Origin of the sequence: Duganella lactea, from assembly GCF_009857505.1 — a bacterium.
Taxonomy (GTDB): domain Bacteria; phylum Pseudomonadota; class Gammaproteobacteria; order Burkholderiales; family Burkholderiaceae_D; genus Rugamonas; species Rugamonas lactea.
The window spans coordinates 16,810-41,946 of record NZ_WWCP01000029.1; the positions used below are offsets into that span (position 1 = coordinate 16,810).

Consider the following 25,137-nt stretch of genomic DNA (forward strand, 5'->3'; position numbering starts at 1 on the left):
CAAGCGCCTCCCTCCAGAATAAGTGCAGTCAGCGCGCCGTCGACTGGCGCTCCGTCACGATCTTCGGTGTGATAAAGACCAGCAGCTCGGTCTTGTCGTTGGTGCGTCGGTTGCTGCGGAACAGGTAGCCCAGCACCGGGATATCGCCCAGCAGCGGGACCTTGTCGGTGGTGTTGCGCTCGGTTTGCTGATAGATACCACCCAGCACCACGGTGCCGCCGTTGTCGACCATCACCTGGGTCTTGACGTGCTTGGTGTCGATGGCGAAGCCGGAACGGGTTTCCTGGCCGACGCTGTCCTTGTTGACGTCGACATCGATGACGACATTGCCGTCCGGCGTGATCTGCGGCGTCACTTCCAGCCGCAGATTGGCCTTGCGGAACTGGATCGACGTGGCGCCGCTGCTGGTGGCCACCTGGTAGGGCAGCTCGATGCCCTGCTCGATCAGCGCCACCGCCTTGTCAGCGGTGATCACACGCGGGCTGGAAATGATCTTGCCCTTGCCATCCTCCTCCAGCGCCGACAGTTCCAGGTTGAGGAAGCGGTTGGCCGCCGACGAGAACAGGCTGATCGCCAGGCTGCCGGCCTGCGCGCCGTTGATGTTGGCGGCCGGCAGATTGATGAACTGGGTGTTGTTGTAGCTGTTGTCGGAGACCGCCACCTGGCCGGTGGTCTGGCCGACGCCGGTCAGGTTACCGCCGATGGCGAAGCGGGTGTTGCCATTGCCGACCTGGTAGCCGGCATCGCCGCCGCGGATGGTGCGCATGTCGGAAAAGCCCAGCTTGGCGCCAAGATTGCGGGTGAAGGTGTCGCTGGCCTCGACGATGCGCGCCTCGATCAGCACCTGCCTGGTGGCGACGTCGGTCTTGGCGATCAGCCGGCGCACGTCCTCCAGCTTGGCGGCGATGTCGGTGACGAACAGCTGGTTGGTGCGCGGCTCGATGATGGCGCTGCCGCGCTTGGACAGGATGCGGTTGCGGGCGTCGCCCCCCTCCAGCCCGAACACGAGCTTGAAGGCCTCGGCCTTCTGGTAGTTGAGCTGGAAGATCTCGGACTTCAGCGGCTCCAGGTCGGCGATCTGCGCGCGTTGTTCCAGCTCCAGCTTTTCCTTGGTCAGCAATTCCTCCTTGGGCGCGATCCAGATCACCGTGCCGTTCTTGCGCATGTCCAGGCTTTTGGCTTGCAGGATCACATCCAGCGCCTGGTCCCACGGGACGTCGCGCAGGCGCAAGGTGAGGCTGCCGGCCACGCTGTCGCTGGTGATGATGTTGAGGCCGGAGATGTCGGCGATCGCCTGCAACGCCGCGCGCACTTCCACGTTCTGGAAATTGAAGGACAGCTTCTCGCCGCGATAACCCTGCGAGCCTTGCGTCAGCTTGTTCGGATCTTCCTTGAGCGGCTTGACCTCGACCACCAGTTGCGTGTCGCTTTGATAGACGCTCTGCTCCCACAGGCCGCGCGCCTCGATGGTCAGGCGCGTGTTCTCGCCCTGCGGCGCGGTGGTCACCAGCGCCACCGGCGTGCCGAAGTCGCCGACGTCCAGCCGGCGGCGCAGGCGTTCCGGCATCGCCGTGCGCAGAAAATCGACCACCACGCCGGTCGGCGTCTGCCGCACATCGACCGCCACCGGCTGGCTGGGCAGGTCGACCACCACCCGGCCCTCGCCGTTGGCGCCGCGCCGGAAATCGAGATCGCGCAGCTCGGGCCGGCCGGCCGGTGCCGGCGCCGCGCGCGCGACGGGCAGCCCGCTGGCGTCGACCGCCGTGGCCACGCCGCCGGAGCCGTCGATGGTCAGGATCACCGCCTTGCCGTCGATGGCGGTGGCGTAGTTCAGCGGGCGCTTCAGATTGAACACCAGCCGCGAGCGCTCGCCGGCCTGCACCAGGTTCACACCGCGCAGCTCGCCCAGGTTGAGCTGCAGCAGGTTATTGCCGGTGGCGTTGACGGTGGCGCCAAAGTCCAGCGCGATGCGCGCCGGATTGGCGATGGCAAAGCTGATCGGCGGCGCCAGTGGCGCCTCACGCAGCGCGATCTTGACGATGACGTTGGCGCCCTGCTGGCTGGCGGTGACCGATTCGATGGCGTTGGTCGCGGCTGGCTGGGCACGCGCGCCGCCAGCCACTTGCCCGGCGAGCGCCATGACCAGCAAAGCGGCCCAAACGGCGGCGGACCAGGCCCGCCGGGCCAGGGGATGAGCGGTCATTTGGAGGTCTCCTTGCTTTCCTGCAGTTCCAGCCGGGACATGCGTTCGACCCAGTCGCCGGTGGCGTCCTGGACGATTTCCCTGATGCTGACACTGTGCTCGCCGATGTGGGTGATGAGGCCGTCGTTCTGCCCCAGATGCTGCCCCTTGACCACCTGGTGCACGGCGCGGTCGACTTGCAGCACAGCGTAAATCACGCCGCTTTTCTCGATGGTGCCAACCATCTGGATGGTGTCCAGCGGATAGCTTTCCAGCAGTTCCTTGCGGCGCCGCGTGTCCGGACGGATGCCGTTGGCGCCGCCGCGCGCGCCCTGCCTCGCCAGTTCGGTCATCAGCTTGTCGGGGGTGAACGGGTCCGGCTGCTCCTGGCTGGCGTAGGCGAAGGGGATGAAGGTCTTGGGCTCGGCCAGCGGCGGCACCCGCACCTGCGTGCTGGCGTCCACCTGTTTCATCCAGGCGCGCACGGCCTGCACGTCGCTGTCGCCGCAGGCGGCCAGCAACAGCAAGGCCAGGGTGGCGGTCGGCGTTCTCATGATTTTTTCGCCGCCTTTTTCTTGTCGGCGGCGGCCTTGCGCTGAGCCGCCACTTCCTCCGGATCGAGGTAGCGGAAGGTCTTGGCCACCGCCTCCAGCGTCAGCGTGCCGTCCTTGCCGGTGGACAGCGCCAGGTTGTTGAGCGTAACGATGCGCGGCAGGTTGGCGATGTCGCCGGTGAAGGCGCCGATGTCGTGGTAGCGACCGGTGATCTTGATGTCGATCGGCAGCTCGGCGTAGTAATCCCGGATCACCACCTGCTGCGGCTTGAACAGGTCGAACTGCAAGCCGCGGCCGGCGCCGGCCTGGTTGATGTCGGTCAGCAACGAGGCCATCTCCGCCTTGCTGGGCAGTTGCTTCTGCAGACGTTCGACATAGCGGTCGACCTGGACCTTTTGTGCGCGCAACGCGTCCAGGTTGATCGCCTGCGCGGTCTTGAGCTTGTACTCTTCGCGCCAGCGGGTTTCGGCCAGCGCGCCGGCCTCCTGTTCCTCGAACTGCGCGCTCCAGTAGCCAAAGTAGCCGGCCACGCACACCGCCACCGCCACGCCGACGGCGCACAGCACCCGCGGCGCCAGCGGCCACTGGCCGGGATGGCGGCCGTGGAGGTCGAGGAACTGGCCGCGCAGCGCGTCCAGCCGCAGGCCGGGATTGCGGTTCGCAAGAGATGCCATCAGCTGCGCTCCCCGTGCTTGCCGGCGGTGGGCTGGTCGCGGTCGCGCGAACGCCTGATCATCACATTCAGGTTGAACTCGACCACCTTGGTGGCGGTCTTGCCCTGCCCCAGCGCGGTCGACTTCACTTCGATCAGCTCGGGCCGTTCCAGCCACGGCGACACGCCGGCCAGATTGCGCAACAGCTCGGACACCCGCTCCTGCGACTGCGCATAGCCGTTGACCGCGACCCGCTGCCCGTCCTGACGGAAGGCCTTCAGGTAGACGCCGGGCGGCGTCTGCTTGACCAGTTCATCGAGCAGGTAGACCGGCTGGTTGCGGTCGCCCTGCAAATCCTCGACCGCCTGCTGGCGCGCCTTGAGCGCCTCGATTTCCTGCTTCAGCGTGGCGATCTCGGCGATCTTTTTGTCCAGGCCGGAGATGGCGGTTTTCAGCTCCTGGTTGCGGGCGTCCTGAATGCCGATGGCGCGCGCGTTGTAGCCGCCCACCAGCAGCACGACGCCGACGCCGATCACGCCGCCCAGCGCCAGCAGCGCGTAGAAGGCCTGTCGCTTCTGCTTGCGCGTTTCCTCGCGGTGCGGGAGCAGGTTGATGCGGATCATCAGCCGAACCTCCGCAAGGCCAGGCCGCAGGCCACCAGATAGGCCGGCGCCTCCAGCCGCAACTGCGCCGCGCGCACCGAGGCACCGATCTGCATGCCGTCGAACGGCGAGATGACCGCGCTGGCGATGCGGGTGCGGCTGGCCACCAGCTCCAGCAGACCGGGCACCAGCGCGCAGCCGCCGGCCAGGAATAGTTGATCAACACGGCTGTAGGGGGTGGAGGTGTAGAAGAACTGGATGGCGCGGGTGATTTCCAGCGCGGCACTGTCCAGAAACGGCGTCAGCAGTTCGGCGTGGTAGTTGGCCGGCAGCTCGCCGGTCTTCTTGCGCGCCTCGGCTTCATCGAAGGACAGGCTGTAGGCGCGTCCGATGTCCTCGGTCAGTGTGTCACCGCCGAAGGGTTGCTCGCGCTCGTAGACGGCGGCGCCGTCGAGCAAGACCGAGATATGCGTGACCTGGGCGCCGATCTGGAACAGCGCAACGAGACGGCCGGCGCCGCCATCCGGCTGTTGCGCCACCACGCGCGCCAGCGCCGCGCGGGCGGCGTAGGATTCGATGTCCATCACGGTCGCCTTCAGGCCGGAGGCCTCGGCCACCGCCACCCGGTCCTCGACCTTCTCGCGGCGCGAGGCGGCCAGCATGACCTCGATATCGTCGGCGGCATTGGCGGCCGGGCCGATGACGTCGAAATCCAGGCTGACCTCGTCCAGCGCGAACGGGATGTACTGGCTGGCCTCGGACTCGACCTGGATTTCCAGCTGCTCTTCCGACATGCCGGCCGGCAGGATAATTTTCTTGGTAATCACCGACGCGGGCGGCATGCCCAGCGCGGCGTGGCGGGCGCGGGTGCCGCTTTTCTTCCACACCCGGCGCACGGTGTCGACCACCTGGTCCAGATTCTCGATATTGCCGTCGGTGACGGCGTTGCGCGGCAGCGGCTCGGCGGCGTAGCGCTCCAGCCGGTAGCCAGCGGCGCCCTTGCCGGCCGCCACCAGCTCCACCAGCCGCACGCTGGAGGTGGAGATGTCGAGGCCGACCAATGGCGGCTGGCGCTGGCCCAGCAAGCGCTTCAGGTCGATCATGCGAGTCCTCCGGCGCCCTGCTGGCCACCCGTGCTGCAACCCATTCGCATCGGAACTGTTTGCATAAAAGGAAACTCGCTAAAAACGGCGTTTTAGAGGGTTTATATCTGCCTGTACATTAAATCGCGGCAATTTAAGTGTAAAGGTATTTCTATTGTGCACAATTGCGCCGGTGTGCGGGTTTCACCACACTTGGGCACGGCCCCGGCTCGCTTATAATGGCCGCGACTATTAACCGAAAGATCGAACTGCATGACCTCCACTAATTCGGCCCCCCCAAGCCCATCGAAACCGCGCCCATCCGCCTCCCGTTTCTTCCTGCTGGCCGGCCTGTCCGTCGCCGGCCTGGGGGTGACCGGCGTGCTGCTGCTGGTGTTCGGTCTGGCTATCGCCTACCCCAACCTGCCCGAGATCGACACACTGACCGACTACCGGCCGAAAATGCCGCTGCGCATCTTCTCGGCCGACAATGTGCTGATCGGCGAGTTCGGCGAAGAGCGCCGCAACCTGGTGCGCATCAAGGACATCCCGGACGTGATGAAGAAAGCCGTGCTGGCGATCGAGGACGACCGCTTCTACGAGCACGGCGGCGTCGACTACACCGGCATCCTGCGCGCCACGCTGCACAACGCGGTCGGCAGCGGCGGCAAGCAGGGCGCCTCGACCATCACCCAGCAGGTGGCGCGCAACTTCTTCCTGTCCAGCGAACAAACGATCAAGCGCAAAGTCTACGAAATGCTGCTGGCGTGGAAGATCGAGAAGAATCTGAGCAAGGACCAGATTCTGGAGGTCTATATGAACCAGATCTACCTGGGCCAGCGCGCCTATGGTTTCTCGTCCGCCGCGCAAATCTACTTCGGTAAAAACCTGCGCGACATCAGCGTGGCCGAAGCCGCCATGCTGGCCGGCCTGCCGAAAGCGCCGTCGGCCTACAATCCGGTGGTCAACCCGAAACGCGCACGCACCCGCCAACAATACATCCTGCAGCGCATGCATGATTTGGGCTATATCAGTGACCAGCAGTACGAGGCGGCCAAGGCCGAGGATCTGAAGGTCAAGACCGACAGCAGCGAATTCGGCGTGCACGCCGAGTACGTGGCCGAGCTGGCGCGCCAGCTGGTCTACGAGCAGTTCAAGGAAGACACCTACACCCGTGGCCTGAACGTGTTCACCACCATCACCAAGGCCGACCAGGACGCCGCCTACCTGGCGCTGCGCAAGGGCGTCATGGATTACGAGCGCCGCCACGCCTATCGCGGCCCGGAGGCCTATATCGACATCCCGGCCAAGAAGGAAGAGGCCGACGACGCCATCGAAACCGTGCTGGCCGAGCATCCGGACAACGACGACCTGATGGCCGCCGTGGTGCTGTCGGCCACGCCGCAGCTGATCACCGCCGTCACCGCCTCGGGCGAGGAAATCAAGATCAGCGGCGGCGGCCTGGAGCAAGGCCGCTCGTGGCTGTCGGACAAGAACCCGCCGAACAAGCGCATCCGCCGTGGCGCGGTGATCCGCGTGCTGCAGGACGGCAAGGACTGGCTGGTGGCGCAGATGCCGGAAATCGAGGCGGCCTTCGTCTCGGCCAGCACCACCGACGGCGCGATCAAGGCCATGGTCGGCGGCTTCGACTACAACCGCAACAAGTTCAACCACGTGACCCAGGCCTGGCGCCAGCCGGGCTCGTCGTTCAAGCCGTTTATTTATTCGGCCTCGCTGGAGCGCGGCCTGTCGCCGGCCACCGTCATCAACGACGCGCCGATCTCGTTCGACGCCGGCCAGACCGGCGGCCAGGCATGGGAACCGAAGAACTACGACGGCAAGTACGAAGGGCCGATGACCATGCGCAAGGGCCTGACCAAGTCCAAGAACATGATCTCGATCCGCATCCTGCACCGCATCGGCGCCAAGTACGGCCAGGAATACGCCACCCGCTTCGGCTTTGACGCCGACAAGAATCCGCCCTACCTGACGCTGGCGCTGGGCGCGGGCAACGTCACGCCGCTGCAGATGGCCGGCGCCTACGCGGTGTTCGCCAACGGCGGCTACAAGGTCAGCCCGTACCTGATCTCGAAAGTGACTGACGCCGACGGCAAGATCCTGTCGCAAGCCCATCCCGACCTGGCCGGCGACGAGAAGAACCGCGTGATCGACGAGCGCAACGCCTTCCTGATGGATTCGATGCTGAAGGACGTGGTGCGCTACGGTACGGCCGCCAAGGCCAACGCGCTGGGCCGGCGCGACCTGGCCGGCAAGACCGGCACCACCAACGACTCGATCGACGCCTGGTTCGCCGGCTACCAGCCGAAGCTGGTGGGCATCGCCTGGATCGGCTACGACCAGCCGAAGAACCTGGGCAACCGCGAAACCGGCGGCGGCCTGGCGCTGCCGATCTGGATCAACTACATGCAAAAAGCGCTGAAGAGCATTCCGATCGAGGAACGCGCGGTGCCGGACGGCGTGATGCTGGTCGGTGACGAGTACTACTACACGGAAAATCCGCCGGGCATGGGGGTCAACAACCTCGACGCGCCGGGGCACGGCACCCCGGCCGAGGAAAAGGCCAAGGACGCCGTCAAGAACGAGCTGTTTTAAGCCTCGGGCGCCAGCACCACCGGCGCGCCGCCCTGCTTGGTGACTTCCGCCGACAGGGTGGCGAACAGCTCGGAGCCGTCGCGGGTGTTGCGCCACAGGCCGTCCTTCTGGCGGTAGTGATATCCGCCGGAACGCGAGGCCACCCACAGCTCCTGCATCGCCGCCTGGCTGTTGACGATGATCTTGCTGCCGTTGTCGATGAACTCGATTTCGAGCACGTTGCCGCTGCGGCTGCACTCGACATCGGTCATGTCGGCGTCGTTCAACCGGTCCAGGGCCGCCTCGATGGCGTTCAAGGTGGCTTCGGCTTGCGCCAGGAATTCTGATTCGCCCATGCTACACTCCAGTATCTGCACTTAATAATTCGTGATTCTATCGTGAAGTCCACTTTCCGTTTGATTATCGGCGCATCTACCCTGTGCCTGACCATATTGCTGAGCGGCTGCGGCCAACCCGGCCCGCTATACCTGCCCAAGCCTCCAGCGGCCAAGCCTGCCAAGAGCGGCAACGCCCCTGCCACGACTCCTGAAACCGCTGCCCCTCAACAATAAATCCTATGTCGCAATTTTCGTATCAAGACGGCGTGCTGCACGCCGAAGGTGTTTCGCTGAGCGTGATCGCCGAGCAGTTCGGCACGCCGACCTATGTGTACTCGAAGGCCGCGCTGCTGGCCAATTTCGCCGCCTACGCCGACGCCTGCCGCGGCCGCGACGCGCTGGTGTGCTACGCCATGAAGGCCAACTCCAACCTGGCCATCCTCGACCTGCTGGCGCGCCAGGGCGCCGGTTTCGACATCGTCTCCGGCGGCGAGCTGCTGCGGGTGCTGGCGGCCGGCGGCGATCCGCGCAAGGTGATCTTCTCCGGCGTCGGCAAGAGCGTCGACGAAATGCGCCTGGCGCTGAGCCACGACATCCTGTGCTTCAACGTCGAATCGATTCCCGAGCTGCACCGCCTGAACGAGGTGGCCGGCGCGCTGGGCAAGCAAGCCCGCATCTCGCTGCGCGTCAACCCGAACGTCGATCCGAAGACCCACCCGTACATCGCCACCGGCCTGAAGGCCAGCAAATTCGGCGTGGCGTTTGACGACGCGCTGGCCACCTACCGCGCCGCCGCCCAGCTGCCGCATCTGGACGTGGTCGGCATCGACTGCCACATCGGCTCGCAGTTGCTGGACGACGTGCCGCTGCTGGAGGCGCTGGACCGCCTGATCGAACTGATCGACCAGCTGGGCGCCGAAGGCATCGAACTGCACCATCTGGACATGGGCGGCGGCATCGGCATCGATTACCGCGAGCAAGGCGAAGCGCCGCCGGTGCCGGTGGGCGACTACCTGGAACGCGTGTTCGCGCGGGTGGACGCCTGGCGCGCCGCCCGCCACAACGGCAAGCCGATCAAGGTGATCTTCGAGCCGGGCCGTTCGATCGTCGGCGACACCGGCGTGCTGCTGACGCGCGTGGAATTCCTCAAGCATGGCGAAGAGAAGAACTTCTGCATCGTCGACGCGGCGATGAACGACATGGCGCGTCCGGCGCTGTACCAGGCCTGGATGGACATGCAGCCGGTGGTGCAAGACGGCGCCGAGGCGGCCGTGTACGACATCGTCGGGCCGATCTGCGAATCCGGCGACTGGCTGGCGCGCGACCGCGCGCTGGCGATCACGGCGGGCGAGCTGCTGGTGATGCACACCGCCGGCGCCTATGGCATGACGATGGCGTCCAACTACAACACCCGCGGCCGCGCGGCCGAAGTGATGGTCGACGGCGCCACGCCGCACCTGGTGCGCCAGCGCGAAAACCCGGCCGACCTGTACGCGCTGGAGTCCGTGCTGAAATAAAAAACGGTGTCAGGTCTGACAAAAGCACACGGGCTCAACTGCGTAGCAGTTGAGCCCGTGTGCTTTTGTCAGACCTGACACCGTTTTTACTTGCGGACGCGCCACCAGAGGCGCAGCAATAGCAGCGCGCCGAGCAGCGTGCCGAACAGGATGGGTTCGGTGAAGTTGTGCTTGCCCGCCTTCATCCACCAGAAGTGCAACACGGCCAGCGGCGCGATCACGTAGATCAGCCGGTGCAGCCATTGCCAGCGCTTGCCGCCCAGGCGCTTGATCATGCCGTTGGTGCTGGTCGCCGCCAGCGGAATCAGCAGGACGAAGGCGATGAAGCCGACCGTGATGAAGGGCCGCTTCAGCACGTCTTTCCACATCTCGGCCAGATCGAAGAAATGGTCGAACCACAGGAAGGTGATGAAGTGCAGCAGGCCGTAGAAGAAGGTGTACAGCCCCAGCATGCGGCGCAATTTGATCAGCCAGTTCCAGCCGCTCAGCCGCCGCAACGGCGTCACCGCCAGCGTGATGCTCAGGAAGTACAAGGTCCAGTCGCCCGTGCCGCGCGTGATGAATTCCAGCGGGTCGACCAGTTGGTCGGTCAGCGTCAGGTACACCATGCGCAGCAGGGGGATCAGCGCCGCGGCAAAGACGACGCCCTTCAGCCAGCTGACTTGCCGGGTCGTCAGCATCAGTAGAATTTCTTCAGGTCCATGCCGGCGTACAGCGAGGCGACGTCGTTATAGCCGTTGAACATCAGCGTCTTGCGCTTGCGCGACAGGAAGCCGTCTTCGCCGATGCGGCGCTCGGACGCCTGCGACCAGCGCGGGTGATCAACGCCCGGATGGACGTTCGAGTAGAAGCCGTATTCGTCCGGCGCCGACAAATTCCACGAGGTGCGCGGCTGCTCCTTGACGAAGCGGATCTTGACGATCGACTTGGCCGACTTGAAGCCGTATTTCCACGGCAGCACCATGCGCACCGGCGCGCCGTTCTGGTTCGGCAGCACTTCGCCGTACATGCCGAAGGTCAGCAGCGCCAGCGGGTGATTGGCTTCGTCGATGCGCAGGCCTTCGGTGTACGGCCATTGCAGCACGCGGCTGCCCACGCCGGGCATCTGCTGCTTGTCGGCCAGCGTGACAAATTCCACGTACCTGGCGTTGCCGGTCGGCTCGACTTTTTTGATGATCTCGGAGAACGAGTAGCCGATCCACGGAATCACCATCGACCAGCCCTCGACGCAGCGCAGGCGGTAGACGCGCTCCTCCAGCGGCGCCAGCTTCAGCAGCGCGTCGATGTCCAGCGTCATCGGCTTCTTGACCTCGCCTTCGATGGCGACCGTCCACGGCCGCGTCTTCAGCGTGCCGGCATACATCGCCGGCTCGCTCTTGTCGGTGCCGAACTCGTAAAAGTTGTTGTAGGTGGTGGCGTCCTTGAACGGCGTCTGCTTGTCGAGCGCCGAGAAGGCCGGGTTGAGCCTGGCCGGCAGCCTGGCGCCGCCGCCCTGCGCGAACGCTTCGCGCTGGGCCATCTCCAGCAGCGCGGCGCCGCCGACCGCGCCGAGGGCGATCTGCTTCATGAAGCCGCGGCGCGATTCGTACAGCGCGCGGGGCGTGATTTCCGAGGAGGTCGGCAGGTCGATGCCGTTGGGACTGCGCTTGATCAGCATGATGGCTCCGGTAGATTCGTATGGCTTACACCTTACACGAATCTACCGCGGCCAGTTTTAAACTTCTGTTTACAATTTACCGTAGGAGTGCAAGCCGGACAGGAACATGTTGACGCCCAGGAAAGCGAAGGTCGTCACCAGCAGCCCCACCAGCGCCCACCACGCCGCCGGACGGCCGCGCAGGCCGGTCATCAGGCGCATGTGCAGCCAGGCGGCGTAGTTGAGCCAGACGATCAGCGCCCAGGTCTCCTTCGGGTCCCACGACCAGTAGCCGCCCCACGCCTCGGCCGCCCACAGCGCGCCCAGGATGGTGGCGATGGTGAAGAAGGCGAAACCGGCCGAGATGGCCTTGTACATGACGTCGTCCAACACTTCTTCCGACGGCAGCCGGTCCTTCAGGTAGCCCGAGGTTTTCAGCAGGTAGGCCGAGGCGACCATGGCCGCCAGGGCAAAGTTGCCATAACCGATAAAGTTGGCCGGCACGTGGATCTTCATCCACCAGCTTTGCAGCGCCGGCAGCAGCGGCTGGATGTCGGCCGCGTTGCGCGAGGTGGTGTACCACATCAGGAAGCCGATCGCCGCCGAAATCACCAGCAGCACGAACGGGCCCATCTGGCGAGTGGCGTAACGCTGCTCGAAGTACAGGTAGAACATGGCGGTGATCAGCGAGAACAGGATGAACACTTCGTACAGGTTCGACACCGGAATGTGGCCGACGTCGGCGCCGATCAGGTAGGACTCGTACCAGCGCACCATCATGCCGGTCCAGCCGAGCACCACGGCGGCCCAGCTCAGCTTGGTGCCGAGGCTGGCGGCCGCGCCGGAACGGCCGATGAAGCCGATCCAGTAGAACACGGTGGAGATGACGAACATCACGCTCATCCACAACACCGCCGACTGGCTCGACAACATCATGCGCAGCCAGAATTTCTGCGAGCCGTTGTCCAATTGGCCGCCGTACATCGATACCGCCCACAGCGACAGCAGCGCGATCAGCGGCATCAGCCAGCGCACCGGCTTCCAGTGCCAGCCGAGCGCGGCGAAGGTCGGCGCGCTCAGCAGCAGGATGCCCTGCTCGTAGATGTCCATGTAATGGCCGTAGCGGTTCAGGCCGAAGATGGCGGCGGCCAGCAGCGCCAGCGCGAACAGCCAGTCGACCGCCGTCAGGCGCTTGAAGTAGCCGGGCGCCTGCTGATAGGTCTGCGTGGCTGGCTGGGATTGCATCAGTTCCATGGTTTTCTCCTGCTTATGCCGCCGATTGCGGCAGCTTTTCCTTCAGTGTTTCAAATTCCCGCTCAAAGTCCAGCGTTTTGCGCTGGGTGCTCATGGCCATCAGGGCGTCGGCGCCGCCGTTGGCGTCGTCCTTCAGCCAGATCCACAGGCGGCGTTCGCGGATGTAGAACATGGCGAACACGCCCAACACCAGGAACAGGCAGCCAAGATACACCACATTCTTGCCCGGCGAGCGGGTAATCTGGAAGACCGAGGCCTTGATCTCGGTAAATTCATCCAGTTGCAGGAACACCGGCGCGCCGTACAGCGCCACATCCGACAGCGCGTTGGTGGCCAGCTGCAGGAAGCGCGCGTGCCGCTCGTCCTCACTCACTGGCGCCAGGCCGTCCTTGGCGCGGGCGATCTGCCACAGGTCCCACAGGCTGCCGTTGAGGATCTTCATGAAGGCGTCGACGGTCTTCTCCTGCGCCTCGGCCGGCACCTTGGACAGGAACTGCGACACGGCCATGAAGCCGCCGCCCTGCTGGTTGCCGGCGAAGATGCTCAGGCTCTTGTCGGCCGAGGCCTGCAGCGTCTCGCGCATGGCGCTGTTGCTGGCATTGACGGTGGCGCGCTCGGCGTAGCGCGTGGCGGCGGCGCTGCGCAGTGCCGGATTTTGCAGCGCGGCGCGCAAGCGCATCCATTCGTTCAGGCCATGGGCGTCGTCGGCGGGAATGCGCAGATAGCTGTAGTTATCGGCGGGATTGGTGCGCATGCCGGCCAGGAACACGGTGGCGCCGTCGATGGTGACCGGCTGCATGTAGTTGTTGAACTCGCGCGCCTGGCCGGTCTTGTCGCGCAGCTTGTAGCTGACGCTCGGGCCGATGTTCTTCAGGTCCTTGTTGACCGCGTTCTTGCCGGCCGAGCCGGTGTGCTTGTCCAGGCTCTGCGCCAGTTCCTCCTGCAGGCTGCGGCCTTTCTTCACCGCGCGCGGGTCGTCGGTGGCGCCGACGTTCTCGACGTTGAACGGGCGGAAGCCGGTCCATTCGACCGTGTAGTCGTCATTCAGCTTGGTGGTGCCCTGCACCACGCCATCCATGTCGAAGCGCTGGTCCTCGCCGCCCAGCATGGCGTAGCCCTTGAGCTTGAGCTTGCTGCCGCCGTCTTCAAAGCTGGACTGGTAGATGGCCAGGCCGTTGACGATCAGCGGCTTGTTGACCTCGATCGTACCCTTGGTCACCTTGCCGGTGGCGTTGTCGCGCACCTCGACGTCGCTGGCGAACAGCTTGGGCATGCCGGTGCTGTAGAAATCGATGGTGAATTTTTTCAGGTCGATGGTGATCGGCAGTTCCTGGATCAGCACGCCGTCCGGGCGGGTCAGGATGGCGGTGTTGCTGGCCTGCCCTTCCGGGATCATGGTGTTGCCGCGGAAGGTGGGGTTGCCGATGCCGAGGCGGTGCTGCGGCGGCACCTGCGCGATCAGGCCGCTGCCGGTGAACGGCGTCTTGCCGAAGAACCATTCCTGCAGGCGGATCGGCACGTCCGAATCCAGCAGGCCGCCGATGCAGATCACCACGATCGACGCGTGGGCGAAGATGTAGCCGAACTTGTTGGCCGCGCCCTGCTTGGCGGCCACCAGCGTGCCGTGATCCTTCTCCACCAGCTTGACCTGGTAGCCGGCGTCCTTCAGCCGCGCCATGCTCTGCCGCGCCAGCGCCGCGCGCGACAGCGGCGAGCGCCACTGCGTCTTGTGATGGAAATTCAGCAGCGACTGCTCGCGCACGTTCTCGCGCCAGCTGCGCATGTCTTTCAACATCTTCGGCGCGTTGCGCACGATGCACAGCGAGGTCGAGATGACCAGCGCCGCCATCAGCAGCAGGAACCACCAGGCCGAGTACACGGTGTACAAGCCGACCTTGCGGAACACCTCGTACCAGAACGGGCCAAACTGGTTCAGATAGTTGGACGAGGCCTCGCCCTGCTTCATCACCGTGCCGATGACGGCGGCGATCGCGATCATCGCCAGCAGGGCGATGGCGAAACGCATGGACGAAATCAGTTCGACGATTTCGGCCACGAGGGGGCGGCGGGTTTTCAGCTCGATGCCGGTGGTGCTGGGGCTACTCATGCGGATTCAATCGGTGTAATTAATATCGGTGTAATTAATCATGGCAGGGATGGCAGGCGGGAGCATACCAACAAAAAGGGCAGCCTGCTCGCGCAGCCGCCCCTTGTTTATGCCTGGTCCGCAATCGCGTGATGCGATTTAATCAACTTTATTTCAGGCCTGCCACGTAATCCGCGACCGCCTTCATCTCTTCGTCGGACATGCGCTTGGCGATCGCGGCCATTTCCACGCTCTTGCGGGCGCCGGTTTTGAACAGACCCAGCTGCGCGACCGTGTAGTCCTGATGCTGACCCGACAGACGCGGATACTGGATCGGGATACCGGCGCCGTTGGCGCCGTGACAGCTGGCACAGGCCGGCACGCTCTTCTCGGCGATGCCGCCACGGTAGATCTTCTTGCCCAGCTCAACCGTATCCTTGTTCTTGGCGGCGCCCGGCGTCGGCTTCTGGGTCACCAGCCAGGCGGCGACGTTGTGCTTCTCCTCATCGCTCAACATCTTGGCGTAGGTGGTCATCACCGGCTGACTGCGGTCGGCGGTGGTGAAGTTCACCAGCTGCTTGTACAGATAGCCCTCGTGCTGACCGGCCAGCTTGGGGTTGACGGTGATGGTGGAATTGCCGCCGGCGCCATGGCAGGACACGCAGGCCGGCAGGCCACGGGCGGCGTCGCCGTCGGTGAACAGCGCGGCGCCTTTGGCGGCATCGATTTTCGGGGCGGCGGGTGGGGCGGCCTTCTTGTCTTCGGCATGGGCGGTGGCCGTTACGGCCAGCAAGGCGACGAGCAAGGATTTAACCAGCGGTGAGAACACACTATTCACACTATTCATTCAAGCACCCTTGGAGGAGTCTAAAAAGTTTTTGTATCGAGAGTGCCGGAGCAGCACTAAACCGTGCTAAGAGGCACCAGGTAACTACTCATTGTACAATAGCTTAAAAAAATACCTGCCTTAACGTGTTGCATTTTCCCCCACTTCCCCATGTCTAAACTCTGGCAAGCCCGCTTTTTCACTACCGTTAACCAATTACGCGACCTTCCCGACACCAGCGTGCCGGAAATCGCCTTCGCGGGCCGTTCCAATGCCGGTAAATCGACCGCCATTAACATTCTGTGCAACCAGAAGGGGCTGGCGTTCGCTTCCAAAACCCCTGGCCGCACCCAGCACATCAATTTCTTCTCGATCGGCGGCGCCCACGTGGCGCAGCACCGCAAGGACCCGACCATCGTCGATGAAATCCAGGCCCTGCTGGTCGACTTGCCGGGCTACGGCTACGCCGAGGTGTCCGGCTCGGCCAAGCTGCACTGGCAGCGCCTGCTGGGCGACTACGTGCAGCGCCGCGACCAGCTGGCCGCGCTGGTCCTGATCATGGATTCGCGCCGCCCGTTCACCGAGCTGGACGTGCAAATGCTGGAGTGGTTCGCCCCCACCGGCAAGCCTATTCATTGCATTTTGACGAAAGTTGATAAACTAAACCGGAATGAGTCCGTCAACGTGCTGCGCCAGGCCAAAGCCAAGCTGGAAAGCTACGTCGACGAAGACGGCGAAGGCTTCCCCTTCACCGTCCAACTGTTCTCCGCGCTCAAACGGGTCGGTATCGACGAGGCCAATGACAAAATCCTCGCGCTGTGCGGCCTGGCGGAAGACGCAGAGAACGCCCCCACACCCGATTTAGGAAGTGATAGCAATGAGTAAAGTTTCCGCCCAATTCCCCGCCATCCGCATGCGCCGCATGCGCCGCGATCCGTTCTCGCGCGCGCTGATGCGCGAAAACGTGGTCACGGCGGCGGACCTGATCTACCCGGTCTTCATCCTCGAAGGCACGCACCAGCGCGAGCCGGTGGCCTCGATGCCGGGCGTCGAGCGCGTGTCGGTCGATCTGTTGCTGAAGGTGGCCGAGGAATGCGTGACGCTGGGCATTCCGGTGCTGGCGCTGTTCCCGGTCATCGACGCGTCGAAGAAAACCGCCGACGGCGTGGAAGCGACCAATCCGGACGGCCTGGTGCCGCGCGCGGTGCGTGCGCTGAAGCAAGCCTTCCCCGAGCTGGGCATCCTGACCGATGTCGCGCTGGACCCGTACACCAGCCACGGCCAGGACGGCCTGATCGACGACAACGGCTACGTCATCAACGACGTCACCACCGCCATGCTGGTCCGCCAGGCGCTGTGCCACGCCGACGCCGGCGTCGACGTGGTGGCGCCGTCGGACATGATGGACGGCCGCATCGGCGCCATCCGCGCGGCGCTGGAGGAGGCCGGCCACATCCACACCCGCATCATGGCCTACTCGGCCAAGTACGCGTCGGCCTTCTACGGCCCGTTCCGCGACGCGGTCGGCTCGTCGGCCAACCTGGGCAAGGGCGACAAGAACCAGTACCAGATGGACCCGGCCAACGGCAACGAAGCGCTGCGCGAAGTGGGCCTGGACCTGGCCGAGGGCGCCGACATGGTGATGGTCAAGCCGGGCATGCCGTATCTGGACATCGTGCGCCGGGTCAAGGATGAATTCAAGGTGCCGACCTTCGCCTACCAGGTCAGCGGCGAGTACGCGATGCTCAAGGCGGCCGCGCAAAACGGCTGGCTGGACCACGACAAGGTGATGATGGAATCGATGTTGGCCTTCAAGCGCGCCGGCGCCGACGGCGTGCTGACCTACTTCGCCCTCGACATCGCCCGCAAACTCAAATAAGCCCCCCGTCCTTCCCGCGCGGGCGGGAAGGACGATCAGCGGCGCAGCGGGTTGTAGTAGTCCGGGAAGACTTCGCGCATCAGGAACTCGAACAGCGTCTTCTCGTCTTCCTTGCGCGCGCTCAGCGGCACGGTGCGGCCCAGGCGGCGCGATTCAAAGTCGAAATCGCCGGTCTTCTCGCTGCGGATGATCTTGATCATTTCCTTGATCGTCGCCGTTTCAATATCCTGCTCGGCGCCGCGCTCGACATTCACCTGCTTCAGCCAGTTGCGCTTGAAGTTGTTGTTGAAGCCGCGGAATTTGATCTCGGCGCTGTTGAAACTGATCTTCTTGACCGTGAACAGGCCGCCGCTTTCGTCGGCCGTCGCGGCGCTGTTGGCGCGCGCGATATTGGCCATCGCCACCCGCTTGGCGCGATCGCCTTCGCTCTCGGCCGCCGGGGTGGGCGGCGCCGGCGGATTCTGCGCTTCGCGCGCGGCGCGGCGCTTGGCGATCATTTCCGACATATCCTGCTCCGGCGGTGGCGGCGTCATCGTGGCCTGCACCGGCGGCACATAGGTTTCCAGTTTTTCACGCGGCGCCACAGCCGCCTTCCTGGCCTCGGACGGCTTGCGCGGCGGCTGCGTCTTCGGCTTGGCTTTCGGCGTGTCCGGCTTGGGTTGCTGCTTCGGCTTGCTCGGCTGCTTTTCCAGCGGGGCGATGTAGACCATCTGGCCGCCCTTGACCGTAGGCGGTTTCAGCGGCATCTTGTGGGCCGGCGCGAACAGGTAGTACAGCACGCCCAGCACATGCAGGCCGATCGAGATGCCGATGCCGATGCGGTTGTTCTTGGATTTGCGTTCCCAGGTGGCATAGCTGTCCTGCGCAACCGGCAGGCGCTGGCCGCAAGTCTCGCAGTAATCAGAGTGCGCAGAGAGGATGTGGGAATCGTGGTGCAAAATACCAACCTTGTGGAACGCGAGTCATCAAAATGGGGCCATAGTGCCAGAGTCCCGCTATTTTGGGAACCGCTCCCAATGCGATTACCACGGCATCAGGCTGTTCACTTTACAAGTTCCGGCTCTTTATGGGTGTTACTGTGTGTATCAATTTCTTTTCAGAGTATTAACGTTTTGTTGCGTGGCGCGCCGCGCGACGCTGGCCTGACACCATTCTAGCGGGCGTGGCGGCCCGGCTGTGTTGGGCGCCCCACACCGCCGGGCTTTCACATATTACGGATGCGTAAGAATGTCTCGGCTCGGCCCGCAACCGCCGCTTAATGCTGGTTCACCGCCTTCAGCGGCGCCGCCGGCGCGTGCTCGCGCGCCGGCGGTGCGATGGCGGCGTCGGCGGCGATGTCCTCGTCGCGCATCGGACCGCTGCCGCTGTACTTGTCGAGGAACAGGTAAATCACCGGCGTGATGTACAGCGTGATCACTTGCGAGAAGATCAGGCCGCCCACCACCGCCAAGCCCAGCGGCTGACGCAGCTCGGCGCCGGCGCCCAGGCCGAGCGCGATCGGCAGCGCGCCCATCAGCGCCGCCATGGTGGTCATCATGATCGGACGGAAGCGCAGGATACAGGCCTGGCGAATCGCCACCTCCGGCGTCAGCCCCTCCTTGCGCTGCGCGTGCAGCGCGAAGTCGATCATCATGATGGCGTTTTTCTTGACGATACCGATCAGCATCAGGATGCCGATGATGGCGATCATCGTCAGGTCCAGATTGAACAGCCGCAGCGTGATCAACGCCCCCACCGCCGCCGACGGCAAACCGGCCAGAATCGTCAGCGGGTGGATGTAGCTCTCGTACAGCACGCCCAGCAGCACATAGATGACGCCCAGTGCCGCGATGATCAGGATCAGCTGGCTGCCCTGCGAGCTCTGGAACACCGCCGCGTCGCCGCCGTAGTTGGTGATGATCGACGGCGGCAGACGCATGTCGGCGGCCCACTGGTCGATCTTGGCGGTGGCCGTGCCCAGCGGCACATCCGGCGCCAGGTTGAACGACAGCGTGATCGCCTGCAACTGGCCCTGGTGGTTGACGGCGGTCGGACCGATGGTGCGCTCAACCGTGGCAAAGCTGGACAGCTGCACCAGCTGGCCGCTCTTGTTGCGCACCGAGATGCGGGTCAACGCGCTGTCGAACTGGCGGTCGGCGTCGGCCGCCTCCAGGATCACGTAATAGCTGGCCGCCGGCGAATAAATGGTCGACACCTGGCGCTCGCCGAACGCGAGGTACAGCGCGGTGCGGATGTCGCCGATCGCCACGCCGAGGTTGTTGGCCTTGTCGCGGTCGATCTTCAGCGACGCCTGCAGGCCCTTGTTCTGCGAATCGCTGGTGACGTCGCGGAAATCCGGGTCGGCGCGCATGCGCTCCATGTATTTGTCGGCCCACTCGTTGAGCGCGCCGGGGCTGACCGATTGCAGCGTGTACTGATAGCGCGACTTCGACTGGCGGCCGCCCAGCTGCAGGTTCTGCACCGGGCTCAGGTAGACGGAGATGCCCGGCACCTGCTTGGTGGCCTTGCGCAGGCTGTCGAGCACTTGCGGCATCTTCTGGCGCTCGCCGCGCGGCTTGAGCACCAGGAACATGCGGCCGGTGTTGCCGCCGCCGACGAAGGAGGTCACGTCCTGCACATTGGGATCGTTGCGGATGACGGTCGCCACGCGCTCCTGCAAGGCCTGCAGCGAGGACGACGAAATATCTTCCGACGCCTCGGTGTTGACGCGGATCTGGCCCAGGTCCTCCTCCGGGAAGAAACCTTTCGGAATGGTGATGTACAGCACCGCCGTCAGCGCGAAGGTGCCCAGCGCCAGCACCAGCACAACGGCGCGGTGATGCAGCGCGGTGTCCAGCGTGCGGGCGTAGAAGTCGCGCAGCGCGCCGAAGCCGGCCTCGAACCAGCGGCCGATGAAGTTGCCCTTGTCGTGTTCCGGATCGATGGCGTCGGCCGGCAGCAGGCGGCTGGCCAGCATCGGCACCAGCATCAGCGACACCGCCGCCGACACCAGCACCGACAGCGCCACCACCACGGCGAATTCGTGGAACATCAGGCCGATCACGCCCGGCATGAAGAAGATCGGAATGAACACCGCCACCAGCGACACCGAAATCGAGACGATGGTGAAGCCCATCTCCTTGGAGCCGATCAGCGACGCCTCCAGCGGCCGCTTGCCCATCTCGATGTGGCGCACGATGTTTTCCAGCACCACGATGGCGTCGTCGACCACCAGGCCGACCGCCAGCGTGATGCCGAGCAGCGACACGTTGTCCAGCGAGTAGCCGAAGGCGTACAGCAGCGCCAGCGCGCCGAGCAGCGAAATCGGCATGGTGATGGCCGGAATAAAGGTCGCCGCCGCGCGCCGCAGGAACAGGAAGATCACCATCACCACCAGCGCCACCGTCAGCAGCAGCGTCAGGTTGACGTCGTGGATCGCCTCGCGGATCGACACCGAGCGGTCGTTGACCAGGTTGATGTTGATCGAGGCCGGCAACTGCGCCTTGAACTGCGGCAGCAGGCGGCGCACGCCGTCCACCACCTGCACCGTGTTGGCGTCCGGCTGGCGCTGCACCAGCAGCACGATCGAGCGCTCGCCGTTGTAGCTGCCGGCCGCCTTGATCGACTGGAAGCTGTCCTGCACCTCGGCCACGTCCTTCAGCCGCACCGGTTGGCCGTTGCGCTGGGCGATGATCAGCTCAGCGTAATCGGCGGCCTTCATCAGCTGGGCGTTGCCGGTGATGGTCAGCGTCTGCGCCGGCCCGTCGAGAATGCCCAGCGGCGTGTTGGCGTTGGCCGACTTGATCGCCTGCTGCAGCTCGTCCAGCGTCAGGTTGCGCGCGTTCATCAGGTCGGACTTGGCGCGGATGCGCACCGCGAAACGCTTCTGCCCGTTGACCGTCACCTGCGCCACGCCGGGCAGCGTCGACAGACTGGGGGCGATCAGGTTTTCCGCGTAATCATTCAGTTCCGACAGGCTCAGCGACGGCGAGTTCATCGTCATGAACAGCACCGGCGCGTCGGCCGGGTTGACCTTGCGGTACGACGGCAGGTCGGTCATTTCGATCGGCAACTGGCGCTGCGCGCGCAGCAGCGCCGCCTGCACATCGACCGCCGCCTCGTTGACGTTGATGCTCGGGTCGAACTCCAACGTCAACGAGGAATTGCCCAGCGTGTTGGTGGAGGTGATCAGCGACAGGCCGGCGATGGTGGAGAACTGCTTCTCCAGCGGCAACGCCACCGACGACGCCATGGTGTCGGGCGAGGCCCCCGGCAGGTCGGCCGAGACGTTGATCACTGGCGTGTTGTAGCTCGGCAGCGCCGCCACCGGAATGTAGAAATAGGCCAGCACGCCGGCCAGGATCAGCGTGGCCGACAGCAGCACCACCATCACCGGTCGGCGGATACACAGTTCGGAAAGGTTCATTGCTTAGCCTTTCTGTTTGGGGCCATCGGCCGGCTTGTCGGCGGCGGCGATGCGCACTTTGCCGCCCGGCCGCAGATTCTGCTTGCCGTCGACGATCACCTGCTCATCGCCGTTCAGGCCGGACACGGCGGCCTGCTCGCCAAAGGCGTACAGGCGCTTGATGGGGACCACTTTGGCGGACTGGTCCTTGTCCACCGCGTACACAAACGTGCCGCGCGTGTTGCTGATGATAGCGTTTTGCGGGATCACCGTGGCGTCCTTGAGGACCTGCGCGATCAGCCGGGTGTTGACGTACTGGCCCGGCCACAGCGCGGTGTCCTTGTTATCGAACTGCGCCTTGACGCGGATCACGCCGGCCACCGGATCGACCGTGTTGTCGATGAAGCTGAGCTTGCCGTTGACGGCCACGCTCGAATTGTCCAGCGTCGCCTGCACCGGCACCGCGCCGGCGCGCTGCGCCGCCATCAGGCCGGCCAGCGCGGTTTCCGGCAGCGTGAAGGCGACCGTGATCGGGTCCAGCTGGGTGACCGAGGTCAGCAAGGTGGTCATCTGCACCAGGCTGCCCGGATAGACGTTGATGGCGCCGACCCGGCCGTTCATCGGCGCGCGGATCGCGGTGTAGCTGGCGTCGACGCCGGCGGCGCGCGCGGCGGCGATGTCGGCCTGCAGCAGCGCCCGCGCCGAATCGACCTGCGACTTGAGCGTGTCGACCGCGCCCTGGGCGATGAATTTTTTCTCCAGCAATTCCAGCGCGCGCTGGTACTGGCGCTGGTAATCGGCCAGCGCGGCGCGGTCGCGTTCGACCTGCGCCTGCGCCTTGTCGAGGTTGGCGCGCTCGCTGCGGTCATCCAGCGTGAACATCAGCTCGCCGGATTTGACGAACTGCCCTTCCTGGATATGCACCTTGGCGATGGTGCTGGTGGTCTGCGGATGCAGGTCGACCGTACTGATCGGCGTGACCGTGCCGTTGGCCTGCAGCGTGACCGGCACATCCTGTGTTTTCGGCGCCACGATGCTGACGGTGGTCGGCCCTTGCGGCGCGTTGCCGTTCATTTTGCCGCCGGCCGGCGCATGACCGCCGCCGTGCAGGGCGTACCAGATGCCGCCACCCACAACGAGCGTCATGCCGACCAGGGATGCTATCGAAGATTTTTTCATTTTAATAATATTCTCAGCGTCGAAAAATATTGCCGCCGCGCATGGGCGAAATATTGTCGCATAGTATCCACAAGAAAAACCGCACCTGTCTTACCGGCGCACGCTTTTTTGCGCGGTGGCCGGGCGGGTCGGCGCATTGTTGGCCGGATCAGTGGCCGGCGTAGTACTCCGGCACCACCAGCGTCACTTCCAGGCCACCATCCTGATGGTTGGCCAAGGTGACGGCGGCACCATGTTGTTCGGCGATGTTGCGGGCGATCGTCAAGCCCAGCCCGGTACCGCCGGATTCGCGCGAGCGCGAGGTTTCGATCCGATAAAACGGCTCGAAGACCCGCGCCATCTGGTCCGGCGCTATGCCGGGACCGCCGTCGCGGATACGGATGCGCGCCGCGCCCGCCAGCCGCTCCACCGTCACATGGGCGTAGCGGCCGTACTTGACGGCGTTGTCGATCAGGTTGACCAGGCAGCGGCGGATCGCCAGCGGCCGGCCCATCAGCGCCATCGCCGCGCGGCCACGCAACTCGACCTGCTGGCCGACGTCGGTGGCGTCGCTGCACACGCTGTCGAGCAGCGCGTCGAGGTCCAGCGCCTGCATGGTCTCGGTCGAGTCCATGCTGCGCGCCAGGTCCAGTCCCTCCTTGACCATTTGCTGCATGGCCGACAGGTCGTCGATCAGCCGCTGCTTGAGCTCGTCGTCGTTGACCTTTTCCAGCCGCAGCCGCAGCCGCGTCAGCGGCGTCTGCAAATCGTGGGTGATGGCGGCCAGCATCTGCGTGCGCTGCGTGATGTGCTGGCGGATGCGCGCCTGCATGGCGTTGAAGGCGGCGCTGGCCTGGCGGATCTCGGCCGCGCCGCTCAGCACCACCGGCGGGTGGTTGATGTCGTTGCCGAGGTCCTTGGCCGCCTGCGCCAGCCGCTTGAGCGGACGCATCGACATGCGCGCCACCCAGTAGGCGAGGAAGGCGATCGACAGCAGGAACGGCGTCAGCGACAGCAGCTCGCTGTTGGTCGAGGCCGGCGCCTGGCGCGGCGGCAGCACCGACAGCTTGAGCAGCTGGCCGTCGAACAGGCGCACGTTCATGGTTTCGCAGGTGCCCTTCCATTGGCTGGAAGCGAACAGGGTGGCGGTCTGGCGCGGCTGGTCGCAGGCGGCCGGATGCTCGTCCAGCGGGGTCAGCTTGTAACGCTCGCCGAGGCGCTGCTGCAGCGCGCTGGAGAATTCGGTCGGCGGCAAGACCGGCGCCTGCCCGGCGTCGCTCCACTCCAGCTTGACGGTGCCGCGCGCGGCCGCCACCAGAAAGGTCGGGCGGGCGCTTTCCGGCATGACGTCGGCGGTGGTGATCAACTGCTCGGCGCGTTCGAGCGCGTGGAAATCGCGGTAGCGCTCCAGCGCGCGGGTGCGTTCGTTGACGGCCAGCCACTGGGTCAGCGCCGCCGAGGCGACGATGCCCAACAGCAGCACCAGAAACACGCGCCCGGTCATCGAGCCGACGAAGGTTTTCACGCTTGCGGCTCCACGCTGACCTGGCCGGCCAGCACGTAGCCGCCGTTGCGCACGGTCTTGATGATTTGCGGCATGCGCGCGTCCTCGCCCAGCTTCTGGCGCAGGCGACTGATCTGGATGTCGATCGAGCGGTCGAACGGATCGGCGTCGCGGCCTTGCGTCAGGTTCAGCAGCTGGTCACGGTTGAGCACGCGGTTCGGATGCTCCAGGAACACCTTCAGCAGGCGGAATTCCGCGCCCGACAGCATGATGACGATGCCGTCCGGATTGAGCAGATGGCGCGCGGTCAGGTCCAGTGTCCAGCCGGAGAATTTCATCTGTTGCGCCTTGTCGGCGCCGACGCCGACCGGCATGGCGTTGCTGCGGCGCAGAACGCTGCGGATGCGCGCCAGCAGCTCGCGCGGCTCGAACGGCTTCGGCAGGTAATCGTCGGCGCCCATCTCCAGGCCGAGGATGCGGTCCAGCGGCTCGTTGCGGGCGGTCAGCATGATCACCGGCAGTGTCGAGTGGGCGCGCAGCTTGCGGCACAGCGTCAGGCCGTCGTCGCCCGGCAGGTTCAGGTCGAGCACGACCAGTTCCGGCCGGCCCTCGTCCAGCAGTTTCCACATGGCGGTGCCATCGGCGGCGCACAGGGCGCGGTAGCCGTTCGATTCCAGGTAATCGGCCAGCAAGGTGCGGATGTCGCGATCATCGTCGACAATCAAGATAGTAGATGTTGGTTCCATGCCGTCATTATCCATTGAAGACCATGCGGCTATTGTATCGTCTTGTATATCGGCCTAGTTGGACTTGGTTGGACTTGGTTGAACCCGCTGCTTAACATCTGGATACAAAAACCGGCGTCGGCGCAACGTAAGAGCAACCTTCGG

Annotated in this window: 21 protein-coding genes; 5 read left to right on the plus strand and 16 right to left on the minus strand. The window is 64.8% G+C overall.

Going from position 1 to position 25,137, the window contains the following annotated elements; genetic code table 11:
• Positions 1-28 precede the first annotated feature (28 nt).
• From GTP44_RS19845 to GTP44_RS19865, 5 genes are read right to left on the minus strand one after another with little or no spacing between them, the layout of a single operon-like run.
• Positions 29-2,203, minus strand: a complete 2,175-nt coding sequence (locus GTP44_RS19845; RefSeq protein ID WP_161020785.1) for a type IV pilus secretin PilQ — start codon at positions 2,201-2,203, stop codon at positions 29-31.
• Positions 2,200-2,736: a pilus assembly protein PilP gene (locus tag GTP44_RS19850; protein WP_160991288.1), complete on the minus strand. Its 537-nt coding sequence runs from the start codon at positions 2,734-2,736 to the stop codon at positions 2,200-2,202. Before GTP44_RS19850 ends, GTP44_RS19845 begins: the two co-directional genes overlap by 4 nt.
• Positions 2,733-3,410: a type IV pilus inner membrane component PilO gene (locus tag GTP44_RS19855; RefSeq protein ID WP_161020786.1), complete on the minus strand. Its 678-nt coding sequence runs from the start codon at positions 3,408-3,410 to the stop codon at positions 2,733-2,735. The genes GTP44_RS19850 and GTP44_RS19855 overlap by 4 nt, the downstream gene beginning before the upstream one ends.
• Positions 3,410-4,012 carry a PilN domain-containing protein gene (locus GTP44_RS19860; protein ID WP_161020787.1) on the minus strand — a complete coding sequence of 201 codons (603 nt, stop codon included), beginning with the start codon at positions 4,010-4,012 and terminating at the stop codon, positions 3,410-3,412. Before GTP44_RS19860 ends, GTP44_RS19855 begins: the two co-directional genes overlap by 1 nt.
• Positions 4,012-5,094 carry a pilus assembly protein PilM gene (locus tag GTP44_RS19865; protein ID WP_161020788.1) on the minus strand — a complete coding sequence of 361 codons (1,083 nt, stop codon included), beginning with the start codon at positions 5,092-5,094 and terminating at the stop codon, positions 4,012-4,014. The genes GTP44_RS19860 and GTP44_RS19865 overlap by 1 nt, the downstream gene beginning before the upstream one ends.
• Positions 5,095-5,346: 252 nt before the next feature.
• Between GTP44_RS19865 and GTP44_RS19870 the strand changes: the two genes are divergently transcribed.
• Entirely contained in the window at positions 5,347-7,686 is a 2,340-nt protein-coding gene (locus tag GTP44_RS19870) for a penicillin-binding protein 1A (RefSeq protein ID WP_160991284.1), read from the plus strand.
• On the opposite strand, the gene cyaY is transcribed toward GTP44_RS19870, so the two are convergent.
• Positions 7,683-8,021, minus strand: a complete 339-nt coding sequence (gene cyaY, locus GTP44_RS19875) for an iron donor protein CyaY (protein ID WP_160991283.1) — start codon at positions 8,019-8,021, stop codon at positions 7,683-7,685. The two genes, GTP44_RS19870 and cyaY, sit on opposite strands and share 4 nt — an antisense overlap.
• Before the next feature lie 42 nt (positions 8,022-8,063).
• Between cyaY and lptM the strand changes: the two genes are divergently transcribed.
• Positions 8,064-8,237 carry an LPS translocon maturation chaperone LptM gene (gene lptM / locus GTP44_RS28270; protein WP_371867278.1) on the plus strand — a complete coding sequence of 58 codons (174 nt, stop codon included), beginning with the start codon at positions 8,064-8,066 and terminating at the stop codon, positions 8,235-8,237.
• Positions 8,238-8,242: 5 nt separating this feature from the next.
• Positions 8,243-9,520, plus strand: coding sequence for a diaminopimelate decarboxylase (gene lysA, locus GTP44_RS19880; RefSeq protein ID WP_161020789.1), 1,278 nt, complete (start codon positions 8,243-8,245; stop codon positions 9,518-9,520).
• Between the two features lie 86 nt (positions 9,521-9,606).
• On the opposite strand, the gene msrQ is transcribed toward lysA, so the two are convergent.
• The 5 genes from msrQ to GTP44_RS19905 form a co-directional block, all read right to left on the minus strand.
• The gene (gene msrQ / locus GTP44_RS19885; RefSeq protein WP_161020790.1) at positions 9,607-10,200 is read right to left on the minus strand and encodes a protein-methionine-sulfoxide reductase heme-binding subunit MsrQ; all 594 of its coding nucleotides are present in this window, start codon (positions 10,198-10,200) and stop codon (positions 9,607-9,609) included.
• Complete coding sequence (gene msrP / locus GTP44_RS19890; RefSeq protein WP_161020791.1) at positions 10,200-11,177, minus strand: protein-methionine-sulfoxide reductase catalytic subunit MsrP; 978 nt, start codon at positions 11,175-11,177, stop codon at positions 10,200-10,202. Before msrP ends, msrQ begins: the two co-directional genes overlap by 1 nt.
• Positions 11,178-11,246: 69 nt before the next feature.
• A complete protein-coding gene (ccsB, locus tag GTP44_RS19895; RefSeq protein ID WP_160992626.1) occupies positions 11,247-12,410 on the minus strand; it encodes a c-type cytochrome biogenesis protein CcsB in 1,164 nt (387 codons plus the stop codon).
• Between the two features lie 13 nt (positions 12,411-12,423).
• Positions 12,424-14,517 (minus strand): cytochrome c biogenesis protein ResB, encoded by a 2,094-nt coding sequence (locus GTP44_RS19900; RefSeq protein ID WP_161020792.1) that lies wholly within the window; start codon positions 14,515-14,517, stop codon positions 12,424-12,426.
• Between the two features lie 148 nt (positions 14,518-14,665).
• Positions 14,666-15,334 (minus strand): c-type cytochrome, encoded by a 669-nt coding sequence (locus tag GTP44_RS19905; RefSeq protein ID WP_161020807.1) that lies wholly within the window; start codon positions 15,332-15,334, stop codon positions 14,666-14,668.
• A gap of 159 nt (positions 15,335-15,493) precedes the next feature.
• Here GTP44_RS19905 and yihA point away from each other — a divergent pair, with 159 nt between their 5' ends.
• Both yihA and hemB read left to right on the plus strand, forming a co-directional pair.
• Positions 15,494-16,207 carry a ribosome biogenesis GTP-binding protein YihA/YsxC gene (yihA, locus tag GTP44_RS19910; protein ID WP_160992628.1) on the plus strand — a complete coding sequence of 238 codons (714 nt, stop codon included), beginning with the start codon at positions 15,494-15,496 and terminating at the stop codon, positions 16,205-16,207.
• Complete coding sequence (gene hemB, locus GTP44_RS19915; protein ID WP_161020793.1) at positions 16,200-17,201, plus strand: porphobilinogen synthase; 1,002 nt, start codon at positions 16,200-16,202, stop codon at positions 17,199-17,201. The genes yihA and hemB overlap by 8 nt, the downstream gene beginning before the upstream one ends.
• Positions 17,202-17,236: 35 nt before the next feature.
• Here the strand turns inward: hemB and GTP44_RS19920 are convergent, their stop codons facing one another.
• From GTP44_RS19920 to GTP44_RS19940, 5 genes are all read right to left on the minus strand, one after another.
• Positions 17,237-18,139: a cell envelope integrity TolA family protein gene (locus GTP44_RS19920; RefSeq protein WP_161020794.1), complete on the minus strand. Its 903-nt coding sequence runs from the start codon at positions 18,137-18,139 to the stop codon at positions 17,237-17,239.
• A 317-nt stretch (positions 18,140-18,456) separates the two neighbouring features.
• The gene (locus tag GTP44_RS19925; protein WP_161020795.1) at positions 18,457-21,606 is read right to left on the minus strand and encodes an efflux RND transporter permease subunit; all 3,150 of its coding nucleotides are present in this window, start codon (positions 21,604-21,606) and stop codon (positions 18,457-18,459) included.
• 3 nt (positions 21,607-21,609) lie between these two features.
• On the minus strand, positions 21,610-22,764 hold the full coding sequence (locus tag GTP44_RS19930; RefSeq protein WP_160992632.1) for an efflux RND transporter periplasmic adaptor subunit: 1,155 nt from the start codon (positions 22,762-22,764) through the stop codon (positions 21,610-21,612).
• 148 nt (positions 22,765-22,912) lie between these two features.
• Positions 22,913-24,268 (minus strand): ATP-binding protein, encoded by a 1,356-nt coding sequence (locus GTP44_RS19935; protein ID WP_371867279.1) that lies wholly within the window; start codon positions 24,266-24,268, stop codon positions 22,913-22,915.
• Positions 24,265-24,993 (minus strand): response regulator, encoded by a 729-nt coding sequence (locus GTP44_RS19940; RefSeq protein ID WP_160992633.1) that lies wholly within the window; start codon positions 24,991-24,993, stop codon positions 24,265-24,267. Before GTP44_RS19940 ends, GTP44_RS19935 begins: the two co-directional genes overlap by 4 nt.
• Between the last annotated feature and the right edge of the window lie 144 nt (positions 24,994-25,137).

Bases quoted from the DNA above. Each gene is read 5' to 3' on its own strand.
- GTP44_RS19845 (WP_161020785.1), bottom strand. From the start codon at position 2,203: ATGACCGCTCATCCCCTGGCCCGGCGGGCCTGGTCCGCCGCCGTTTGG.
- GTP44_RS19850 (WP_160991288.1), bottom strand. From the start codon at position 2,736: ATGAGAACGCCGACCGCCACCCTGGCCTTGCTGTTGCTGGCCGCCTGC.
- GTP44_RS19855 (WP_161020786.1), bottom strand. From the start codon at position 3,410: ATGGCATCTCTTGCGAACCGCAATCCCGGCCTGCGGCTGGACGCGCTG.
- GTP44_RS19860 (WP_161020787.1), bottom strand. From the start codon at position 4,012: ATGATCCGCATCAACCTGCTCCCGCACCGCGAGGAAACGCGCAAGCAG.
- GTP44_RS19865 (WP_161020788.1), bottom strand. From the start codon at position 5,094: ATGATCGACCTGAAGCGCTTGCTGGGCCAGCGCCAGCCGCCATTGGTC.
- GTP44_RS19870 (WP_160991284.1), top strand. From the start codon at position 5,347: ATGACCTCCACTAATTCGGCCCCCCCAAGCCCATCGAAACCGCGCCCA.
- cyaY (WP_160991283.1), bottom strand. From the start codon at position 8,021: ATGGGCGAATCAGAATTCCTGGCGCAAGCCGAAGCCACCTTGAACGCC.
- lysA (WP_161020789.1), top strand. From the start codon at position 8,243: ATGTCGCAATTTTCGTATCAAGACGGCGTGCTGCACGCCGAAGGTGTT.
- msrQ (WP_161020790.1), bottom strand. From the start codon at position 10,200: ATGCTGACGACCCGGCAAGTCAGCTGGCTGAAGGGCGTCGTCTTTGCC.
- msrP (WP_161020791.1), bottom strand. From the start codon at position 11,177: ATGCTGATCAAGCGCAGTCCCAACGGCATCGACCTGCCGACCTCCTCG.
- ccsB (WP_160992626.1), bottom strand. From the start codon at position 12,410: ATGGAACTGATGCAATCCCAGCCAGCCACGCAGACCTATCAGCAGGCG.
- GTP44_RS19900 (WP_161020792.1), bottom strand. From the start codon at position 14,517: ATGAGTAGCCCCAGCACCACCGGCATCGAGCTGAAAACCCGCCGCCCC.
- yihA (WP_160992628.1), top strand. From the start codon at position 15,494: ATGTCTAAACTCTGGCAAGCCCGCTTTTTCACTACCGTTAACCAATTA.
- hemB (WP_161020793.1), top strand. From the start codon at position 16,200: ATGAGTAAAGTTTCCGCCCAATTCCCCGCCATCCGCATGCGCCGCATG.
- GTP44_RS19925 (WP_161020795.1), bottom strand. From the start codon at position 21,606: ATGAACCTTTCCGAACTGTGTATCCGCCGACCGGTGATGGTGGTGCTG.
- GTP44_RS19930 (WP_160992632.1), bottom strand. From the start codon at position 22,764: ATGAAAAAATCTTCGATAGCATCCCTGGTCGGCATGACGCTCGTTGTG.
- GTP44_RS19940 (WP_160992633.1), bottom strand. From the start codon at position 24,993: ATGGAACCAACATCTACTATCTTGATTGTCGACGATGATCGCGACATC.